Source organism: Pectobacterium sp. HCp5_1, from assembly GCF_032905925.1.
Classification (GTDB): Bacteria; Pseudomonadota; Gammaproteobacteria; order Enterobacterales; family Enterobacteriaceae; genus Pectobacterium; species Pectobacterium brasiliense_A.
In genome coordinates this window covers 19,238-39,104 of the sequence record NZ_JAUMIO010000010.1, presented here as the reverse complement: position 1 = coordinate 39,104, position 19,867 = coordinate 19,238, and the positions used below count along the sequence as shown (strand labels likewise).

Below are 19,867 nucleotides of genomic sequence, written 5' to 3'. Positions count from 1 at the left end.
GCGCTGGCGCTTATTTCTTGCTGAACTTCATATAATCGAGGGCGCTTTCTGCCGCGATACGACCGGAGTTAAGCGCAAAGCCAAACGTGCCGCCGCCTAACAGCAAGTCATAGGTGTCACCATACATGCCGGCAGCATCATTACCCGTGACGTACAGGCCCGGAATGACCTCACCGGATTTATCGATTGCCTGCATTTTTTCGTCAATCTTCACGCCGCCCAGTGTGCCCAGCGCGGCAGGCTGCATTCTCACCGCATAGAATGGGCCGGTTTTGACCGGACGCAGGTAATCCATGTTTTTGTTAAACACGTCGTCCCGCTTTTGCGTCGCAAACTTGTTGTTTTCTTCCAGCGTATGCTTCAGCACGCTCGCATCAACGCCCATCTCTTTCGCCAGCCCGTCGATGGTGGCGGATTTGAAGACGAAGCCGCGATTTTTCTGACTTTCCTTCGTAAATTCGCTATCAAATTTCGTCAGCTTGGTATTGGCGATCACCCATTCGCCAATCGGCACGTCAATGCCGTCTTCGACGTAATGCTTACGCGAGGTTTCATCGAAAATGGAGTACATGATGCCGCCTGCTTTTGACAGCGCGTTGCCGGAGTGTGGCCAGATGATGACGTTGGATTCATCGGTAAAGCGGCGGCCGTGTTGGTCAACCCACAGGTAGGGCTGACGTGCGGCGGCCAGCAGGTGAGAATTCGGGGCATAGTCTGGCAGGCCGGGGCGATAGGCTTGCAGCAGGCCTAGCCCGTCCGGTTTGGCTCCGGCTTTCCAGGCCATATTAATTCCGTCGCCGTCTTTACCGACGTTGCCGACCATGATGGTGTCAGGGAAGGCGGCGTATTTTTGCAGCATCTCTTTATTGTTGGCATAGCCGCCGGTCGCGATGATGACGGCCTTGGCGTCTATCTGAACGGTGTTGCCGTCGCTATCCTGTGCGATAACGCCCGTGACTTTACCGTCTTTCACGACCAGATCTTTGCCCGCCGTTTTCACCAGCGTGGTGACATCCATGCTTTTAAACTGCTCGTGGAATGTCTTGATCAGGTGGCGTCCGTGGCCGGGGCCGTCGATCACATGCCAGGTCAGCATACCGCCAGGGCCGCCGGGGCCGATGTATTCAAACTTGATGCCTTTCGATTTCACCCATTCAATCGTGTCCGCCGAGCGGTTGACGAAAGCGCGCACCACGAAGGGGTTAGCCATCCAGTGGCTGTAATCCATGATGGTCTTAAAGGCCATATCGGGCGTGACGACGATTCCCTGACGTTTCTGCAGGCTGCTGTTGGCGGCGAAGATGCCTTCGGCAAAGTTACCTGTGCCGCCAACGATGGGTTGTTTTTCCAGTAAGACGATTTTAGCCCCTTTCTCTGCGGCGGCCATCGTTGCCGACGTGCCCGCCGCACCCGCGCCGATAATAACGATATCCGCGCTTTTTGGGATTTCCGGTTTCGCCGCGTCTGCCGCCTGCGCGGTAGACCAGCTCATCATCGAGAGACAGAGCGTCGCGAGTACACTTTTTCTGAAGCGTTTCATGATGTTTTCCTTAATGTCATTCGTATTCTTACAATGCAGTCGTGCTGCGTGTGGAGAACCAACGGGATTAATTCGCTTTAGCCTGTGAGTACGCATCTTCCGCCGCTTCTTTCACTGCACCGCTGGTCATCGTGGCGCCGGACACGCCATCAACCTGAATGCTCTGCTTTTCGGTCATGGTTTTGGCGAGTTCGATGGCGGCTTCCCCGCCGACTTCCGGCGTTTCTTCCGGGGCATCAATCGTCGATTTAAGGACTTTCCCCTGCGCATCGATATCGAGCGTAACGGTGACGTCCCCGCCGATACCCTGTCTCGCGGCGGAATAGGTGCCAGCTTTAAAATTCCCCTCTTGCGCAACTGCGGTTCCGATTGCGAATAACAGGCAGAGTGGAAGGATTCCTGAGCAGATTTTCATATCAATAGTTCCAGTAGTTTTTGAATGAATACGGTGAGTAACCAATTTATCTCCCATAAATAACGCTATCTCCCATGAATAAAGTGATAACCGTCGTCGTTATTGAGGGGCTTGAATATCAGGCAGCAAAGGGGTAAGCCAATGCCGAGTAATAAAAACAACAGGCTGAAATGATTAAGATTGAAGAGGATTTCAAACTGAGAAAGAAAACGTAATACCGGAAACGTCAGCGTCATACTGAGCATGACGGAAAGTAATTGGCTAATGGTCAGCAGATTATTACCGCTGTGGTACGTACTGTTATTCAGATTGCTAAAGGCCAGCGTACTTTCTGCTGAATATAAGGTTGAAATCAGCACGCCTAACAGCATGGCGATGATGCCGATAAGCAGCATCGATTTCTCTTGCACGGCGACGCTCAGCGCGAGGATACACAGCGAGGTTACGCTGGTTGTCAGCATCAACAGCCGACGGTAGCCAATGCGCCTTACCAGCGGTTCGAAAAGCAGTTTTGACAGCAGTGCACCGCTGGAAAAGAGCAGCAGAATCAGGCTGGTTTCCACGGGTTTACAGGCCAGCGTCGTTTGCAGCATTAACGACAATACGACAGGAATTGATGCCAGTAATGTGCGTGTTGCGACGCCGCCAATAACGCCGACAGAAAAGGTTCTGATGCCAAACAGGGCGCGAGGGAATAATGCCGTCTCTGCGATGAGATGTTGCCGATAGTAAATAAATACCAAGCCCAGCGTGCTGCAAGACAGGAATAGCATGACGAACGTTGGCAATATATTTTTTGTGGCGGTGGTTAACATGAAGGCCACGAGAAATAACATCAAAATGGGAAAGGCGACTTCATAGGCACCCGTGCGAGCTGTCTCTTTTATGGTAGCAACAGGAATATATCGGGTTGCCAGAAAAAAGCAGAGTAAAGCCAGCGGGATATTAACGAGGAAAATAGCCTGCCACGAGAGAAAACTAACTAGAATATTGCCGAAAACGGGGCCGATCAGGGTGCCGAGTAATCCCAATAAGGTCACCCGATTCAGGAAGCGTAATTTCAGCTTCTGCGGCGTGGTGCGCAATATCACGGTTCTGATGATGGGCAGCATGAGCGCACCGCCGATGCCCTGAATAAAGCGGAAAACGCTTAAGCTGCCGAGTGTGGTTGCCGTCATGCACAGCAGCGAACCGAGCGTGAAAATGGCAATCGCGATCTGGTAGGTTTTCCGTTCCCCTAGCCGTTCCGCCAGCCAGCTATTGGCCGGCGTAAACGCGACGACCGTGACAATGTAGGCGATCACAATCGCTTCCATATGCAACACCGGCTGGTGTAGCGACTGCGCAATGGCGGGGATGGCGACATACACCATGGTGGTATCCAGGGATTGCATAAAAAAAGTGGCCGAGGCAATCCAGAATAAGACCCATGACGTGTTCATTCAGGCCACCGTCATTTGTCCGGCATAAAGCACGAACAGTCGTAGCAGGAACACACCGAACAGGCTCATGGCGGCTAACGTAATCAGCTGGCCTTTGCCGGAATGGGCGGAAGGCTTGCGTACCTGATTGGCAATGAATGGGATCACAATGCCGATGCCGATAATGCCAATCCAGAATACGCCGCCCCAGAAGCCCGACAGCGCGGTCTGCGCAGCGACAACCTTTTGCCCGCCACCAAGCAGCAGCCCGATAAAGAACGCGAACAGCAGGAACAGTTCGGCATACACCACAGGTGTTTCTACGCGGTGGATGAAGTGCAGGGAGCGTGAATGCCCCGGCGCATTGCGACCCCATGCACTGGCTAGCAGCATGACAGCAATGCCGGAGGTGGTGCCAGATACCAGAAACAGGACGGGCAGAACGGGGTTATTCAAGAGCGGGAACGATTTCAGCGCGGACAGCAGAAAGCCGGTATAGCAGCCGAGCAGGATGGCCAGTACCAGCAGCAGGTTTTCAATCACCGCAGCCCTTTTGACGATCGTCATCGTTAACTTACGCGCTTGCGCAGCCAGTGCGGGCCGGTGCCAGACGGTCTCAAGCTGCGTCAGCCATCCGTCATGATAAAGCGTGATGATCCATAACAGCATCACGACGAAATACACCTGAAACAGCATCACACCCAGCGACATGATGGAGGTCGGGTTGTAAAAGACCATCAAATACCAAAAGGTCAGTGGGCGAGTCAGGTGAAAAATCAGAATCACTAGCCCGAGGATCACTGCGAGCGGTGCCACGATGGCCGTGGCTTTGATGATGCGATTGCTGCCGCGATATTCGCTGGGAACGTAGTGCCTGAGGAGCATTGAGAGCGACACCATTCCCGCTGAAATGCCGACCAGAAGAAGATAAACGGCGATGGGCCAATTCCATACCAGCGTGTCGAACGTGAAGGCATTATGCATTGTCGATTGCTCCTCGTTTCCCCGGCATACGGTAGAGCTGGGGTTCTGTGCCCAAATAGACCTTGGAGCGATAGGTCGCGTTGCTCGCGATCATCTTGGCAATGTTGCTTTCAGGATCGTTAAGATCGCCAAATACCAGGGCTTTGGTGGGGCAGATTTCGACGCAGGCGGGCTGCTTTCCGGCGGCCAGATTGGTTTCCCGACAAAAGTTACATTTGTCTGCCGTCTTCGTAACCGGGTTGATGAAACGCACATGGTAAGGACACGCGGCAATGCAGTAGCGGCAGCCCACGCAGCGTTTATCGTTGACGTCGACGATACCAGTGAGCGCGTCTTTGAAGGAGGCTCCCGTTGGGCAGACCGCAACGCAGGGCGGGTTTTCACAATGCTGACAGGATTTACGGAAAAATTGCTTAATGGCACGCGTCTTCTCGACGGCAGGAATATCGACGGTTTGCAGTATATCCAGCCGAGTTACGCCATCGGGCACGTTATTGGTCTCTTTACAGGCCTTAATACAGGCTTTGCAGCCGATACAGCGCATTTCGTTATGCAATAAACCATATTTAACCGCTAATTTACCCTGCGTTTTTTCAGGTTCATTTTGCGCTTGTGCGAGACCGATATGCCCACTAATGGCAATCGTTCCCCCCATATAAGCAATAAAACGACGGCGAGATAATTCTTCCATATTATAAATCTTCACATTGGGGTGATAGCCGCGCGAACGCCAGATATGATTAATCCAGCAATAGCGTTAATATTTCGCAGTGTGGCGCTAATAGGGAATAATGCTCCGTTATTACGATGAAAATAATCAGTAGGCCACGTTGTTATTGTGGTTTTATTGGAGCATGGGGATTAACGGTTAAGTGTGCGGTTGGTCACGTTTATTTTTTTGTAGATCCGTATATAACAAATGTCGATTTGTTATAAATGCATTGTTATTTTTCTCGTTCGTTTAAGAAATTGTGTTTCTATTATAGGGATGCAAATTTCTGTTTTTATTTTTGTGATAAAAACGAATAATTGATGTGTGTCAGATTATCGATTTTTTATGTGAGTAATAATTGGGGGTAAAATGGATAATGGCTTTTTTCATAACAAATAAAAAACGTTAGTGCGTATTTAGCACTAACGTTTGTTTAACAAAATAATAAAGGGATATACTAAAAACCGTAAACGGGTATTAAGGTTTTAGGTGTTTATCAAGAAAGCCAACGGTAATTTTCATGATTTCAGGCTGTAGCCAATGTGGCCCGCCGTGCTCGGCACCTTTAACGCTGTAGTAGGTGGATTCGATATTTTTCGCCGTCAGAGCCTGGTGCAGCCTTTCAGTCTGGCGTGGAGAAACCACCGTATCGTTCGTGCCGTGCATGATTAGAAATGGAGGTGTGGCATTGCTGATAAAGTTAATCGGGTTAGCCGCTGCTGCTTTATCGGGATAGCGGGTAATCGCGCCCCCTTCATTAAATACGGCGGTGCCGTTGACCCAGATAGCTTCTGTCGCGGAAGGTGATGCGTGTTTCTGAACGACATCGTCAGGGAAACCTTCACCGACAAGCGTCAGGTCGGATAAGCCATAGAAATCAATGACGGCCTGGACATCACTGCTTTGGTCGAGGTTATCGCCTTTATCGTAGGCTTTTGAGCCATTTGTCGTCCCAGCAAAGGCGGCCAGATAGCCCCCAGCAGAGGCACCGAAAACCGCAGCATGCTGGCCGTCGATACCAAATTTTTTCGCATTAGCGCGCAGATAACGAATAGCAGATTTTACATCTTCCAGCGGCGCGGGGAAAAGCACGGTAGGGGCGACACGGTATTCCATGCTAGCAACCACATAACCGGCTTCGGCAATGTTGAGGCGTTGTTGCAGATAATTATCTTTATTGGCGTTAACGAATCCGCCGCCAGTAATGAATAATACAACCGGAAGCGCGGTTTTCGCTTCAGGCTGAAGAATATCCATTTTTAATGCAACATTCGGATAGCCCCGTATCGACACCTGAGAATAAACGACGTCAGAGATTAACTTCACCGGGGTGGTTTCCTGCTTTACGGTGATTTCATGTTGATTCTGTGCCGCATGGATTGCGGTAGTACTCATCATTACCAAGGTTGCTAATCCTATTTTTGCTATTTTCGAATAATCCATATCTTAAGTCCTTTTGTTAGAGAGATGTAAATTATTTGTCTTGTGATGAACGATATCTTGTTTGTAAAAATAATATTAAATAATCTTTATTAAAATGAGTTTGTCATGCTTGGTGGGATTAATTATTTCCTCCTTGATAATAAGTTGACTATATCTGCTATTAACGCTATTTCTCATGAATTAAATGTGCATCTAATCACATTTGATTATTTACAAATCCCTATAATTGTCATTATGGGTGGTTATAAACGAGACAGTTGATGCGTAATATAAAACAATGTTCAGCATAAAGCGTGTGATTTATTATCAGGAACTCATCCGGGTCGGGAGTTTCACTAAAGCGGCGAAGGCGCTGAATATCTCTCAGGCGTTCTTGTCGCAGGAGATCGCGCGGCTGGAACTTGAAACGGAAAGAAAACTGATTAACCGAACCACCCGGCAGTTTTCTCTGACGCCATTCGGGAAGATCTTTGCTGACAAAATTCAGGGGATGATTAAGGAACATTATGAGCTGGAACAGTTCGTCAGCAGCTATGAGGAAAGCACGGATGGTGCGCTGCTGGTTGGCGTGATTCCGATTTTTAACCGTCTGGATCACTACAATATGTTTAACCTGTTTCAGAAAGCCTATCCCAATATCGATATCTCTTTCATTGATGGCGTCAGCACTGATTTACTGGAAAGGGTGCGCAATGGTGAGATCCACCTGTCTTTCTCTACACCTTTTGATGAATACCTGAACGATCCGTTGTTTCATCACACTATTTGTCAGATCGATGACATTGTTGCGGTAATGGCAAGGTCGCACCCGCTTGCCGACAGTAAGACGCTCAGCTTGCCGCAGATGGTAAAAGAAAAGCTGATCGTGCCGCAGAAAGGGACGGGGGAGCATGCCGCTGTTTCTGACTCTTTCACTCGGCAGGGCATCAACCCCAGCTACTTCCGCGAATGCAGCAACATGGACATCATTATGGATCTGGTGATTAACCTGTCCGGCGTGGTCTTCCTCTGTTCGTCTGTCGCGAAAAGCCTGACCGCTTACGACGTCGCGGTTATTCCGCTGGAAGAGCAACTGAAAAGGACTTTCGCCATTAGCTATCTAAAGCGCAGCACGAACATTCCCATGGTGCGGTTGTTTCTGGATTTCCTGCAAGACTACAACAGCGAGTCCGTCCGGTAGGGCATTTTCCTTGTTCAAAAGGCGCGGATGTCCAGATAGTTCGCCCCCTCGGTTGGTCTGGGTTGCTCGTTTTGTAATCATGAAAAAGAGGCTTGTAGTATTTTTTATCTATAAAAATCAGTTATATATGTAATCCATGTGTAGTGCCAAGCTACGCTACTTTGAATCTTTAAATAGCGGAAGCCCTTGGGATTTTCTCCAACGCTTTATTTCATTAATAACACCTTCAGGTGAGTCATCTCTTTCATCTGGCGGGTAAAAAATCAAACCATTCCCTTCAGGATGAAACACAATTTTATCAAAATGCTCAACCAAACTATCTATGTGTGTTTCTAATTCTTTTCCTCTAAGCCCCAGAGGGTTATCAAAAAATTCCTTTAGGTAAGAAATAAACTCCGCCTCAGTATAGTCCTCAAGCTTTTCTTTTAAATTCATATATTCACCATTATTTTTAATGCAAGCCAATATGATTTTTGGGGGTATTCACTCTCAAATTATCAATATTATATACTTCTCCACTGTGCTGTATATTTTTAACATGATGAATTTCAAACCGTTTTCTTTTTCCTACCTGCTCTTCAGGTATAGCAAAAGGGGAATTGCCTGCCCTAATCATGGTCTGATTGGATCGATTAAACTGAACCATTAATTCAGGACACTCTGCCACGGCTAACCAAAATGCTTCCCTAAAGTCATCAAAGCGTTCAAATTTTTTCCCTATCAGCTTATCTGCGACTTGAGCAGGCACTGGTGCACCTAATCCTGAACTGGCGGATTCCAGCCATTTACCTTCATCACTCAATACCTCACCTTTTCCTGTTACGGTGCCGGGTTTATCCCGCGCTGATTGCAGATAAACATAGAGTGGTTTTATCTCTGATCCATCAGGGAAGACTAAGATCCAGTCATTAAAATCATGCTCATCTATTGCAGGAAACGGTAACGTGGTAGTTTCTATTTCATTCTCGGGGATAGGGTAGATCAGGATGGTTGGTTGACTGATGGGGTTTACCGGGCTTCCGGTATCCGTTACAGGCTCTGATCCATCAGGCTTTTCTGGAGTCCATGTGATGGTTGGGCCATCTAAGCCGGGCGCAGGTGTGAAGGTGTAGCCCTGCATCTTCGCATCCCACACCATATTGGCAACGCGAACGCCTTCATAGCGTGTTCCTTCCCCCGTGTGCACGCCATATACCTGCATCTTGCCATGAATATCAGGACGCCAGAAAAACCGGACGCGTGTTGTTGCCGTTTCGCCCGCCCAGCCTTTACGCCGTAGCTCATCTTCCAGCCAGTATTCGTCTCGTCCTGGAACCTTATCACTGCCTTCCCCCGCGGACGGAATATAGAGCGCGGAGGCTAATGCGCCAATATACGGTACACTTCTTGCCGCGCTCAGCACGCCACCAAGAGACCATTCTCCCCAGACTTGTGTCATGACTCCCGTCGCGGCCAGTAAGCCGATATCAGCACTGGCGACGGGCTCTTTCTGTTTCTCTGTGACTACCGGGTCGATAAGCGGTTTGGCAATGGGGGCTGGGGAAAGCGTTTTGTCATCAGCAGCGACCAACAAATCAAACAGGGTCTTATACCAGGGTTCTTGTGGGAGATGTTTGGGAGGAGATGGCTTGGGTGAAGAGGTTGCGGTTTCTGATTCTGTTGTTTTCTTCTTCGTAGCCTGTGCATGTTGCACGATTTCATGCGTATTACTTGCAGCATGATAATCATAGCCACAGCAATCGTCTTGTTCGGGCTGGGCAAACAGCACCATGTCCCCGAAATTTTTGACTGGCTCTTTTTCCGTCCTTGTACGAATACAACTTTTATCCTGTAAACAAGATTTGGCGTACACAGGAGGAACGGTCAGCATGGGGGTTAATGCCAACAACGGCGCACGATTTAGTACTGCCTGCCTGGCGCAGTCCTGAACCGGAGATTGATAAGGTGTATCACCAATAATAACGTTGCCACTACCGGAAATAATCACACCACCACAATTGATGCTGTCTCCAATACGCGCAGCAGGCTTGCCGTTAATAATGACGGTGGATGAACCTTCGGCTATTTTTCGGGAATGGAAACCATGTGGTGTATTGGGGCAGGGGCAATCGTGAAGCAGAACTGCATCGCCTTTACGGGCAGCAGGTTGACCATTAATGATCACGTTAGGACTGCCTTCGGTTATCGGTGTTTCAGGGAAGCAATCGTGACCACTTCCGATGTCGTAAAGACGGGCAGCACCCGGCATCGTCATTTTCCTTTGACAGTAAAACAAGCCTTTTGATGGCTGAATGGTGGGCGTTTTTTATTGGGGATTCAATACCGGAACCGCTACCAGCCTCGCATATAGTGGCCCGAACATTGACCGCCTGAGCCTCCGCCTACCCTTTATCTCCCTACGTTTTCCTCCCTCGGCGCACCTCGGTTTTTCTTCCCGACCTTCATGGGTTTTAGATAAATGTTGCAAATGTGAATAAATGTGAGGTGATTCAAATTATCTCGATTAATATACTTGTATGGTAGTCAGCATAAACGAATGGCTACATGCACAGAAGGATAAGTAACGTGAAGATTGTCAGCGCTGAAGTGTTTGTCACCTGCCCGGGACGGAACTTTGTCACCCTGAAAATTACGACAGATAGCGGATTAACCGGCCTCGGCGATGCGACGCTCAACGGGCGTGAGCTGCCGGTCGCCTCTTACCTCAAAGATCATGTGTGTCCGCAGCTGATTGGCCGCGATGCGCACCAGATCGAAGATATTTGGCAGTATTTCTACAAAGGCGCGTACTGGCGTCGTGGCCCGGTGACGATGTCTGCCATTTCGGCAGTCGATACCGCACTGTGGGACATCAAGGCCAAAGCCGCCAACATGCCGCTCTACCAATTGCTGGGCGGTGCATCGCGCACGGGCGTCATGGTGTATTGCCACACCACGGGCCACTCGATTGATGAAGTGCTGGACGATTACGCCAAGCATCGCGATGAGGGCTTCAAGGCGATTCGCGTGCAGTGCGGCGTGCCGGGTATGAAAACCACCTACGGCATGGCGAAAGGCAAAGGGCTGGCGTATGAGCCAGCGACGAAAGGCAATTTGCCGGAAGAGCAACTGTGGTCGACGGAAAAATACCTCGATTTCACGCCTAAGCTGTTTGAAGCGGTGCGTGACAAGTTTGGCTTCAACGAGCACATGCTGCACGACATGCACCATCGCCTGACGCCGATTGAAGCGGCGCGCTTTGGTAAAAGTATTGAAGACTACCGTCTGTTCTGGATGGAAGATCCAACGCCTGCGGAAAATCAGGAGTGCTTCCGCTTAATCCGTCAGCACACGGTTACGCCGATTGCGGTGGGTGAAGTCTTTAACAGTATCTGGGATTGTAAACAGCTGATCGAAGAACAGCTGATCGACTACATCCGCACCACGATTACCCACGCGGGTGGGATTACCGGCATGCGTCGCATCGCCGACTTTGCCTCGCTCTATCAGGTGCGCACCGGTTCACACGGGCCGTCGGATCTGTCGCCTATTTGCATGGCGGCGGCGCTGCATTTTGACCTCTGGGTGCCGAACTTTGGCGTACAGGAATACATGGGTTATTCGGAGCAAATGCTGGAAGTGTTCCCGCATAACTGGACATTCGATAACGGCTACATGCACCCAGGCGAAAAACCGGGGTTAGGCATTGAGTTTGATGAAAAGCTGGCGGCCAAATACCCCTATGACCCCGCTTATCTGCCGGTTGCCCGTCTGGAAGACGGCACGTTGTGGAACTGGTAAGAGTGGAATAGGTAATCAGAGGCCAAAATATGAAAAGCATTGTGATACAGCAGCCGAATTCGCTGGTGATTGAAGAACGTCCTATTCCACAGCCAGCGGCAGGTGAAGTTCGGGTAAAGGTAAAGCTGGCCGGTATCTGTGGCTCGGACAGCCACATCTATCGCGGGCATAACCCTTTTGCCAAATATCCGCGCGTGATCGGGCATGAATTTTTCGGCGTGATTGAGGCGGTGGGTGAGGGCGTGGAGGCATCCCGTCTGGGCGAGCGCGTCTCGGTCGACCCGGTAGTGAGCTGCGGCCACTGCTACCCTTGCTCAATTGGCAAGCCGAACGTCTGTACTTCGCTGGTGGTGTTGGGTGTGCATCGTGACGGCGGGTTCAGCGAGTACGCTGCCGTACCGGCGAAGAACGCGCACATCATCCCGGATGAGATTCCTGATGAGTTTGCCGTGATGGTCGAGCCCTTCACGATTTCCGCCAACGTGACCGCACAGGTGAAGCCGACGGAGCAGGATGTCGCCCTGATTTATGGTGCGGGACCGATGGGGTTGACCTCGGTTCAGGTGCTCAAAGGTGTGTTCAACGTGAAGGAAGTCATCGTCGTCGATCGCATTTCTGAACGTCTGGATATGGCATTACGCAGCGGCGCGGACAGAGTCATTAACAACGCATCGCTGTCATTAAAAGACGAGCTTGAAGCGCTGAATATCAAGCCTACGCTGATTGTTGATGCTGCCTGCCATCCGTCTATTTTGCAGGAAGCGATTACGATTGCTTCTCCTGCGGCACGTATCGCCATCATGGGCTTTTCCAGCGAGCCTTGTCAGGTCAGTCAGCAGGGAATAACCAGCAAAGAGATTTCCATTTTCTCATCGCGCTTGAATGCTAACAAATTCCCAATCGTGATTGAGTGGCTGAAAGCGAAACGTATCGATCCGGCAAAACTGATTACCCACCGGTTTGATTATCAGGAGGTTGTACAGGCAATTGAAGTTTTTGAAAAAGATCAAAAACGCTGCTGCAAAGTCCTGCTGACATTTAATGATGCATGACACGTTATTGGCAACAGGGGATGTATAAAAGGAAAAACTATATCGGCTACATAATAATATAATGATTCCTTTGAAGTAATTATTTCTCTCTTAATCACTCCAGACCATTAATAACGGGCTGGAGTGGATTGCGACACCATGATGAACGGTAATTTTACTTACTGTGCTCTACCATAATTACAAATCGTCGAGAGTATATATATGAATACGCAAATCGCATCTGGACAAGATAAGCCTGTAAGAAGTACCTCGGATTTAGTCAAGGCGGCGGTGTCCGGCTGGCTGGGCACCGCATTAGAATTCATGGATTTCCAACTGTATTCGCTCGGTGCGGCATTGGTCTTCCATGAAATATTCTTCCCTGAACAATCGGCTGCAATGGCGCTGATTCTGGCAATGGGAACCTACGGCGCAGGCTATGTCGCACGTATCGTCGGTGCCTTTATTTTCGGCCGTATGGGGGACTCCATCGGCAGAAAGCGCGTGCTCTTTATTACCATTACCATGATGGGGATCTGTACCACGTTAATTGGCGTGCTACCGACCTACGCACAGATTGGTATTTTCGCGCCCATCCTGCTGGTGACCTTGCGTATCGTGCAGGGATTAGGGGCGGGTGCCGAGATTTCCGGTGCCGGGACTATGCTGGCTGAATACGCGCCGAAAGGGAAACGCGGGATTATTTCCTCACTGGTTGCAATGGGTACCAACTGTGGCACGCTCAGTGCTACGGCTATCTGGGCCGTCATGTTTTTTGCCCTCTCAAGAGAAGAGTTACTGGCGTGGGGCTGGCGTGTACCGTTCCTGGCTAGCGTAGTCGTGATGATCTTCGCGATCTGGCTGCGTATGAACCTGAAAGAAAGCCCGGTTTTCGAAAAAGTGAGTAATGATGTCTCGGGTACTGAAGAGCCGTCTCCTGCTCTGGTGGTTGAGCAAAGCGAACAAAAATCAGTACTGTCTATGTTCAAAAGCAAGGCATTTTGGCTGGCAACAGGATTACGCTTCGGGCAGGCGGGAAATTCAGGATTAATTCAGACCTTCCTCGCGGGATATTTAGTCCAAACGCTCTTATTCAATAAATCTATTCCGACCGATGCATTGATGATCAGCTCCATTATTGGTTTTATCACCATTCCATTATTAGGATGGCTCTCGGATAAAATTGGTCGCCGCGTACCGTATATTATTCTGAATATCTCGGCGATATTGTTAGCCTACCCAATGCTGTCTCTTATCGTTGATAAAGAGAATAGCGTTAACGTGATTGTCGTCAGCATTATCATTATTCATAACTTCGCGGTACTGGGATTATTTGCGCTGGAAAATATCACCATGGCGGAAATATTCGGTGGACGCAGTCGCTTTACGCAAATGGCGATTGCCAAAGAAACCGGTGGTCTGGTTGCTGTTGGTTTTGGGCCGGTGTTAGCGGGTATTTTCTGCAACATGACCGGTTCCTGGTGGCCGATTGTCGCGATGATGATTGTTTATTCTGTGATCGGTTTATTTGCGGCTATCTGTATGCCGGAAGTGAAAGACCGTGACTTGGATGCATTAGAAGACGCGGCGTAACGTTCAGATTGTCATTGTTCGAGTTGCAGATGAGTTGACCTGTCTGCAACTCGAATTATTTAGGACACAGACGTATTTTTTGAATCACCTATCAGGGATAACGATGAGTATCAGTGAATTTTCTACGCTTAAACCGCAGGTTGTGGTGCCGCGTTACAACCGTAGCCAGCTAAAAACACGTATTGCGCATATTGGCTTTGGCGCATTCCACCGGGCGCATCAGGCGGTCTGTGCCGATAAGCTGGCGGCGGAGCACGGTAGCGACTGGGGCTATTGCGAAATTAACCTGATTGGCGGCGAGCAGCAGATTGAAGCCATTCGCCAGCAGGATTTGCTGTGGTCGGTTTCCGAAATGGCGGACAGCGGCTGGAATAGCTGGGTCATCGGCGTGGCAACCCGCGCGCTGCACGCGGAAGTCGAAGGCATCGAGGCGGTGCTGGAAGCGCTGAGCGCGCCGGATATCGCCATTGTGTCGATTACCGTCACGGAGAAAGGCTATTGCCACCATCCGGCGACGGGGCAGTTAAATAGTGAACATCCGCTGATTTGCCACGATCTGGGGTTACCCGCAGAACCGCGCTCCCTGCCCGGTGTGATTCTGGCTGCGATCAAACGCAGACGGGAACGCCAGCTACCGGCATTCAGCGTGATGTCCTGCGACAATATGCCGGAAAACGGGCACGTCACGCGCAACGTGATCGTGCAACTGGCTGAGTTGCAGGATATCGAACTGGCGCGTTGGATTGAACAGCACGTCACCTTTCCGTCCACGATGGTGGACAGAATTGTTCCGGCTATCACCGAGGAAACGCTGGAGACAATTCAGGGACAGCTGGGCGTAGTCGATCCCGCGGGCATTGCCTGTGAACCGTTCTTCCAGTGGGTGGTTGAAGATAACTTCGTCAATGGCCGTCCCGCATGGGAAAAAGCCGGTGCGGAGCTAGTACAGGATGTGCTGCCGTTTGAGGAAATGAAGCTGCGTATGCTGAACGGCAGCCACTCGTTTCTGGCGTATCTGGGCTACCTTGCTGGCTATCAGCATATCAGCGAGTGCATGCAGGACAGCGACCTGGTCGCGGCGGCGCATCATCTGATGCTGCGTGAACAGGCGCCGACGCTGCGTACACAGGGTGTCGATCTCGCCGCCTATGCGGATGCGCTGCTGGATCGCTATCGTAACCGTGCGTTAAAACACCGCACCTGGCAAATTGCGATGGACGGCTCGCAAAAACTGCCGCAGCGGATGCTGGATTCGATCCGCTGGCATCTGGCACGCGGCAGTCGTTTTGATGCGCTGGCGCTCGGTGTGGCGGGATGGATGCGCTATGTGGGCGGCGTGGATGAGCAAGGAAAACCGATTGAAATTAGCGATCCACTGAAAGATTTGATCGCTGAAACGGTGCAACGCAGCCCGGAAGGCGAAAGCCGAGTTGCGGCACTGCTGACGCTGACGGCGATTTTTGGTGAAGACTTACCGAAGAACCCTGTCTTTGTCGATGCGGTGACGCAGCATTACCTGTCGCTATTAGCGAAGGGCGTGAAGGAAACATTGCAGGATACCAACTGGTAATATGAAAGCGCGACGGCGGTAGCCGTCGCGTAACTGCATAAGATAGCTGTGAATCATAAAACAACACAGGATGAGGCGAGTGCCGACGATGCCTTGCCCTGTGTCCCCGATCTCACCACGACAGGCGTTGTAACACTGACACTCACCGCGCTAAGCGTGTATCATAAGCGGTAAATTTCTCGGGCAAGCACAGCGGCATGGACACCTCTTTTCAGATCAACAACAACGAACCAGTCAACCAGCAAATTTATCGCGTACTGCGCAAAGACATTGTGGAATGCAATATTCCGCCGGGTAAACTGCTGTCTGAAAAAGAAATTTCTGTTCGTTTTGACGTTTCCCGCCAGCCGGTCAGAGAGGCTTTTATCAAGCTGGCAGAGGCCGGGCTGGTGCAGATCATGCCGCAGCGCGGCACGTTTGTGATGAAGATCTCCGAACAGCGCGTGGCGGATGCCCGCTTTATCCGTCAGGCTCTGGAGTGTGCGATTGCGCGTCGGGCGGCAGAAATGGTGACGGAAGAACAGCTGCTGACGCTGGAGCACAACTTACGCCGTCAGGAACTGGCCGCGCAGAATGATCAGGTGCGCGAGTTTCTCAGCCTTGACGACAGCTTCCATCAGCTTCTGACGCAAATTGCCAACTGTCCGCTGGCGTGGGAAACCATCGAATCGATTAAAGCGACGATGGACCGCGTACGTTTTCTCAGCCTGAGCCAGGTTTCACCACCGCCCAGCCTGATCCAACAGCACTACCTGATTTTTAGCGCCCTGAAAGCGCGCGATCCTGATGCTGCCGAAAAAGCGATTCGTGAACATTTGCAGGAAATGATCTATTCGATCACGCCGATTGCGCAACAGAATAGCGACTGGTTCGAGCACGCCTGAACGCGTTGACCTGAGTGTGTTGAATAGTGGCTTCCCCGTCTCCGGTGGAAGCCATTTCACAGAAGACTACCTGATCGGCTGTGGCAGGGTGATCACCCACAGTTCGTTATCGGCTTCTGGCTTCTCCAACGGTTTGATGGCTAACGTCGTCTCGACCGCCTTGCCATCTCGCGTCAGTTTTCCATCGGCAATAACCTGATAGTCGTCCGCCTTATCTTTCGCTTTCACCGGGGATTGCAGCACGGATTGCAGGCCAAAATCGTTGTCGTTAATGACGGTCAGCGTTTGCTTATCGACCAGCGCCAGACCTTCCACTTTCTCCTGCTGCCAGCCAAGCTTACGCAGATCCACCAGCTCCTGCTTGCTCGCCAGCGTAATGTCACGTTTTTCCAACTGGGCGAGATCGTCAAACTCCGGCGATTTACCGTCAGCATCGAACGGTGTCAGGTCGCTCGCCTTGCTGAGATCGACCAGATAGATGCGGTTCTGCATTTGCTTGTCTTTATCCGCACCTTGCTCGACCAGCAGAATACGCTGATTATCCAGCGCGACGATATCGCCGATCTTGGCATCCTTCGCTTTCTTATAGCTATCGATGTTGATGGGGTAACCCACCATGCGGCTGGTTTTGGTTTCCGGGTTAAACATCACCAGACGCGTAAACTGCGCTTTGTTTTTGCTTTTGCCGTCGATATCCAGCGTGCTTTGCACGGCCATGACGATCGTGCCGTCCGGCAGGCGGGTCAGCCCTTCAAAACCCCGATTCGGCTGACGCCACTTGATGATATTCGGTAAACCGCTGGCGACTGAATGCTCGCTGCCCGCAGGCGTCGGCCCGAATTTTTGCAGGATCTTCCCGCTGGCATCAACGTGAATCAGGAACGGACCGTATTCGTCACACAGCCAGAAGCCGCCTTTGCCGTCCGGCGTAATCCCTTCGGTGTCCAGACCGCGCTGGCTGGTGCTGAGCGGTTGCAGTGCATCGTTCAGCGCCACTTCGTTGGTGGTGCCGATAACGTCCGCGGGCAGCGGCAGGCCGGTGATATTGCCCTCGGCATCGTGCAGCGGGCGCGGATTTATTGCCTCGGCGGCTTTCGCGCTGACCCGAATATCCATCATCAGCGGTGCGTAGTCAGGGCTGGCGAAGATCTTGGCTTCTTTCTCACAGACCAGCGGTGCATCGGCATTCGGGCCGCGATCGGTGACGGTGGTGAACATCAGATCGTCGCCCTGTTTGCCGGTGAAATAGAGGCCGGAGCCAATACCGACAGGCAGACCGTTGGGGAAGTTATGGGCGAATTTGCCCTGATAGGCAACGCGTTCGCTGGCTGGGAAGGTGACGACATAGCGCGTCACTTTCTCACCTTCGGCCTGAACGCTGAATGGCAAAAATCCGGCAACCAGCAGTGCTAACAACGTGTGTTTCATGGGATTAGCTCTTTGATATGGGGCGATTTGACAGAAGTATTGTCGGAGCATAGGGAATCGTCATGTCAGTTTTGTGACCGCATGCTTCATTTTGCAATGAAGCATGCAGTTTTCACGGAATATCCGTCGCTGGCCGGTTCGTTATCCCTTTCCGCGCGGTTTCCTGAAAGCGAAAAAGAGTTGTAGCGTATTGCACAGCACCAGAACGGCGGTGATGACGAAAACCCAGCGGAAGCCCATCAGGGCGGACACGCCGGAACCTACCAGCGGCCCCAGTACGTTGCCCAGATACATGAATGACTGGTTATAGCCGAAGATGCGCCCTGTCACCTGCTGGCTGCTGTATTTGACCAACAGCGCCTGCACGGTTGGCATCAGTGCGCCGTCGGCAAAGCCCAGTAGAAAGCGCAGGATGCCGAGCTGTGTAGGGCTTTGTACCATCGCCATGACCAGGAACAGCAGTACGCTGATCGCCAGTGCGGCTATCAGGACACGATGTGCGCCGATCCGGTCGCCTAAACGGCCAAGTCGCGGGGCGGATAGCAGGGCGGACACGCCGGGAATCGCGGCAATCACGCCGCTGATAAAGGCAATATTGTCGGTGCCGGGGGCCAGATCGCGGATGAACAGAGTCAGGATGGGGCTGATGGAACCGTTCGCCATCTGGATCATCATTGTCGTAATGAACAGGCAGATGATGAGCGCCGGATACGGCAGCGACGCGAAGACGGCTTTTCCGCTGAGCCGATTCTCTTTGGTGACCTTAACCACGCTCTCTTTAATCGCGAAAAGCGTGATCAGGAAGCTGGTAAACAGCATGCCACCAGTGATGAAAAAGACGATGCGCAGCCCGATGTAGTCGGCCATAAAGCCGCCGAATAGGGGGCCGAGAATGACGCCAGCGATCTGTCCGGTCGATAACATGCCCAGCGCCCAACCGCTTTTTTCACGTGGAACCTGTGAGGCGATCAGCGCCATCGCGTTGGGAATGTACCCAGAGGTCAGCCCCATGAGCGTGCGCAGGATGAACAGGTGCCATACGTTGGTTGCCAACCCTTGTAACGACATCACGATCGCCATGCCGAGCGCGGCGCGCAGCAGCATGAGCTTTCGCCCTTTACGGTCGGCGAGGCTTCCCCACAGTGGCGCAACGGCGGCTGAGACGAGGAAAGACGAACTGAAGATCAAACCGGACCACAGGCTTAGCGACTCGTGCGAGTGAACGCCAAGCTGCTCAATGTACAGCGGCAAGAAGGGTAATATCTGGCTCATGGCCAGCCCGGTGAAAAAACATCCCAGCCAGGCAGAGAAGAGGTTAAGTTTCCAGGTTTCCATGGGGGTCGGAACGGGCCTTCATCAGGGAATAACCAATGGCGAAACCGTGGTGACTGTGCGCGAAAAAGTGTGCTAACCGACAGTGAATGGCGCTCAATTGATAACGGACAGTGACTAAAATTTCGTCTTTCATCATGAGCATAGCATAGCCAGCGGCGTATTGGTCACTGATGGTAATGATTCGCAACAAAAGAAAATCAGCGTGGGTATAGGGTGGATTGGGGGAGAGGGCAGGTGAATTTTATTGTGTGACTTACGTCACAAAAAATGTGCTTTTGCTCAACAAGGGTGTACAATTCATCACCATAAAGCGGGGCACTGCCATTAAGACAAGTCATCGCTAAAAAGTCATTCCATCGCGTCATTAAAATAACGAATTAAGTCAAACCAAGGTGAAAAAAGTGCGTAACTTCTTTAAAAAAATGCTGGCGGCTTACCTGAATACTTATAAAGATGTGCCGCCCGGCGCACTGTTCTAAGAGTCTGTGCTATGCAAACAGGCCGCCATCATGGCGGCCTGTGTATTTATGGGGATCCGAGAATCAACGTAA

Annotated in this window: 17 protein-coding genes; 7 read left to right on the top strand and 10 right to left on the bottom strand. The window is 51.2% G+C overall.

The annotated features are described in order from the left end of the window. Positions 1-10 precede the first annotated feature (10 nt). The 6 genes from Q3A88_RS09485 to Q3A88_RS09460 form a co-directional block, all read right to left on the bottom strand. Positions 11-1,540, bottom strand: a complete 1,530-nt coding sequence (locus tag Q3A88_RS09485; protein ID WP_039283770.1) for an FAD-dependent oxidoreductase — start codon at positions 1,538-1,540, stop codon at positions 11-13. A gap of 67 nt (positions 1,541-1,607) precedes the next feature. Further along, positions 1,608-1,955: an FMN-binding protein gene (locus Q3A88_RS09480; RefSeq protein WP_039516646.1), complete on the bottom strand. Its 348-nt coding sequence runs from the start codon at positions 1,953-1,955 to the stop codon at positions 1,608-1,610. Positions 1,956-2,020: 65 nt separating this feature from the next. Next, a complete protein-coding gene (locus Q3A88_RS09475; RefSeq protein ID WP_233991093.1) occupies positions 2,021-3,397 on the bottom strand; it encodes an MFS transporter in 1,377 nt (458 codons plus the stop codon). Continuing rightward, a complete protein-coding gene (nrfD, locus tag Q3A88_RS09470) occupies positions 3,398-4,360 on the bottom strand; it encodes a cytochrome c nitrite reductase subunit NrfD (protein WP_317177795.1) in 963 nt (320 codons plus the stop codon). Further along, the gene (locus Q3A88_RS09465) at positions 4,353-5,051 is read right to left on the bottom strand and encodes a 4Fe-4S dicluster domain-containing protein (protein ID WP_010285933.1); all 699 of its coding nucleotides are present in this window, start codon (positions 5,049-5,051) and stop codon (positions 4,353-4,355) included. The genes nrfD and Q3A88_RS09465 overlap by 8 nt, the downstream gene beginning before the upstream one ends. Before the next feature lie 498 nt (positions 5,052-5,549). Then, on the bottom strand, positions 5,550-6,515 hold the full coding sequence (locus tag Q3A88_RS09460) for an alpha/beta hydrolase (protein ID WP_317177794.1): 966 nt from the start codon (positions 6,513-6,515) through the stop codon (positions 5,550-5,552). A gap of 277 nt (positions 6,516-6,792) precedes the next feature. Here Q3A88_RS09460 and Q3A88_RS09455 point away from each other — a divergent pair, with 277 nt between their 5' ends. Beyond that, complete coding sequence (locus Q3A88_RS09455) at positions 6,793-7,695, top strand: LysR family transcriptional regulator (RefSeq protein WP_075277882.1); 903 nt, start codon at positions 6,793-6,795, stop codon at positions 7,693-7,695. Between the two features lie 156 nt (positions 7,696-7,851). Here the strand turns inward: Q3A88_RS09455 and Q3A88_RS09450 are convergent, their stop codons facing one another. Further along, the gene (locus tag Q3A88_RS09450) at positions 7,852-8,130 is read right to left on the bottom strand and encodes a bacteriocin immunity protein (protein ID WP_110163700.1); all 279 of its coding nucleotides are present in this window, start codon (positions 8,128-8,130) and stop codon (positions 7,852-7,854) included. Between the two features lie 16 nt (positions 8,131-8,146). Further along, entirely contained in the window at positions 8,147-9,943 is a 1,797-nt protein-coding gene (locus Q3A88_RS09445; RefSeq protein ID WP_317177793.1) for a type VI secretion system PAAR protein, read from the bottom strand. Positions 9,944-10,260: 317 nt separating this feature from the next. Here Q3A88_RS09445 and manD point away from each other — a divergent pair, with 317 nt between their 5' ends. The 5 genes from manD to Q3A88_RS09420 all read left to right on the top strand — a co-directional run bounded on the left by manD (position 10,261) and on the right by Q3A88_RS09420 (position 16,553). After that, entirely contained in the window at positions 10,261-11,475 is a 1,215-nt protein-coding gene (manD, locus tag Q3A88_RS09440) for a D-mannonate dehydratase ManD (RefSeq protein ID WP_039283781.1), read from the top strand. A gap of 29 nt (positions 11,476-11,504) precedes the next feature. After that, entirely contained in the window at positions 11,505-12,527 is a 1,023-nt protein-coding gene (locus Q3A88_RS09435; RefSeq protein ID WP_205530318.1) for a Zn-dependent oxidoreductase, read from the top strand. 201 nt (positions 12,528-12,728) lie between these two features. Then, the gene (locus Q3A88_RS09430) at positions 12,729-14,099 is read left to right on the top strand and encodes an MFS transporter (RefSeq protein ID WP_110163697.1); all 1,371 of its coding nucleotides are present in this window, start codon (positions 12,729-12,731) and stop codon (positions 14,097-14,099) included. A 103-nt stretch (positions 14,100-14,202) separates the two neighbouring features. Continuing rightward, complete coding sequence (locus tag Q3A88_RS09425) at positions 14,203-15,669, top strand: mannitol dehydrogenase family protein (RefSeq protein WP_317177792.1); 1,467 nt, start codon at positions 14,203-14,205, stop codon at positions 15,667-15,669. Between the two features lie 197 nt (positions 15,670-15,866). After that, on the top strand, positions 15,867-16,553 hold the full coding sequence (locus Q3A88_RS09420) for a GntR family transcriptional regulator (RefSeq protein WP_014914316.1): 687 nt from the start codon (positions 15,867-15,869) through the stop codon (positions 16,551-16,553). Between the two features lie 66 nt (positions 16,554-16,619). Here Q3A88_RS09420 and Q3A88_RS09415 read toward each other — a convergent pair whose 3' ends face one another. Further along, entirely contained in the window at positions 16,620-17,981 is a 1,362-nt protein-coding gene (locus Q3A88_RS09415; RefSeq protein WP_317177791.1) for an esterase-like activity of phytase family protein, read from the bottom strand. 141 nt (positions 17,982-18,122) lie between these two features. Next, entirely contained in the window at positions 18,123-19,316 is a 1,194-nt protein-coding gene (locus Q3A88_RS09410; RefSeq protein ID WP_039312555.1) for a multidrug efflux MFS transporter, read from the bottom strand. Positions 19,317-19,708: 392 nt separating this feature from the next. Between Q3A88_RS09410 and azuC the strand changes: the two genes are divergently transcribed. Further along, positions 19,709-19,795 carry a stress response protein AzuC gene (azuC, locus tag Q3A88_RS21900; RefSeq protein ID WP_085996941.1) on the top strand — a complete coding sequence of 29 codons (87 nt, stop codon included), beginning with the start codon at positions 19,709-19,711 and terminating at the stop codon, positions 19,793-19,795. The last annotated feature ends 72 nt before the right edge of the window (positions 19,796-19,867 follow it).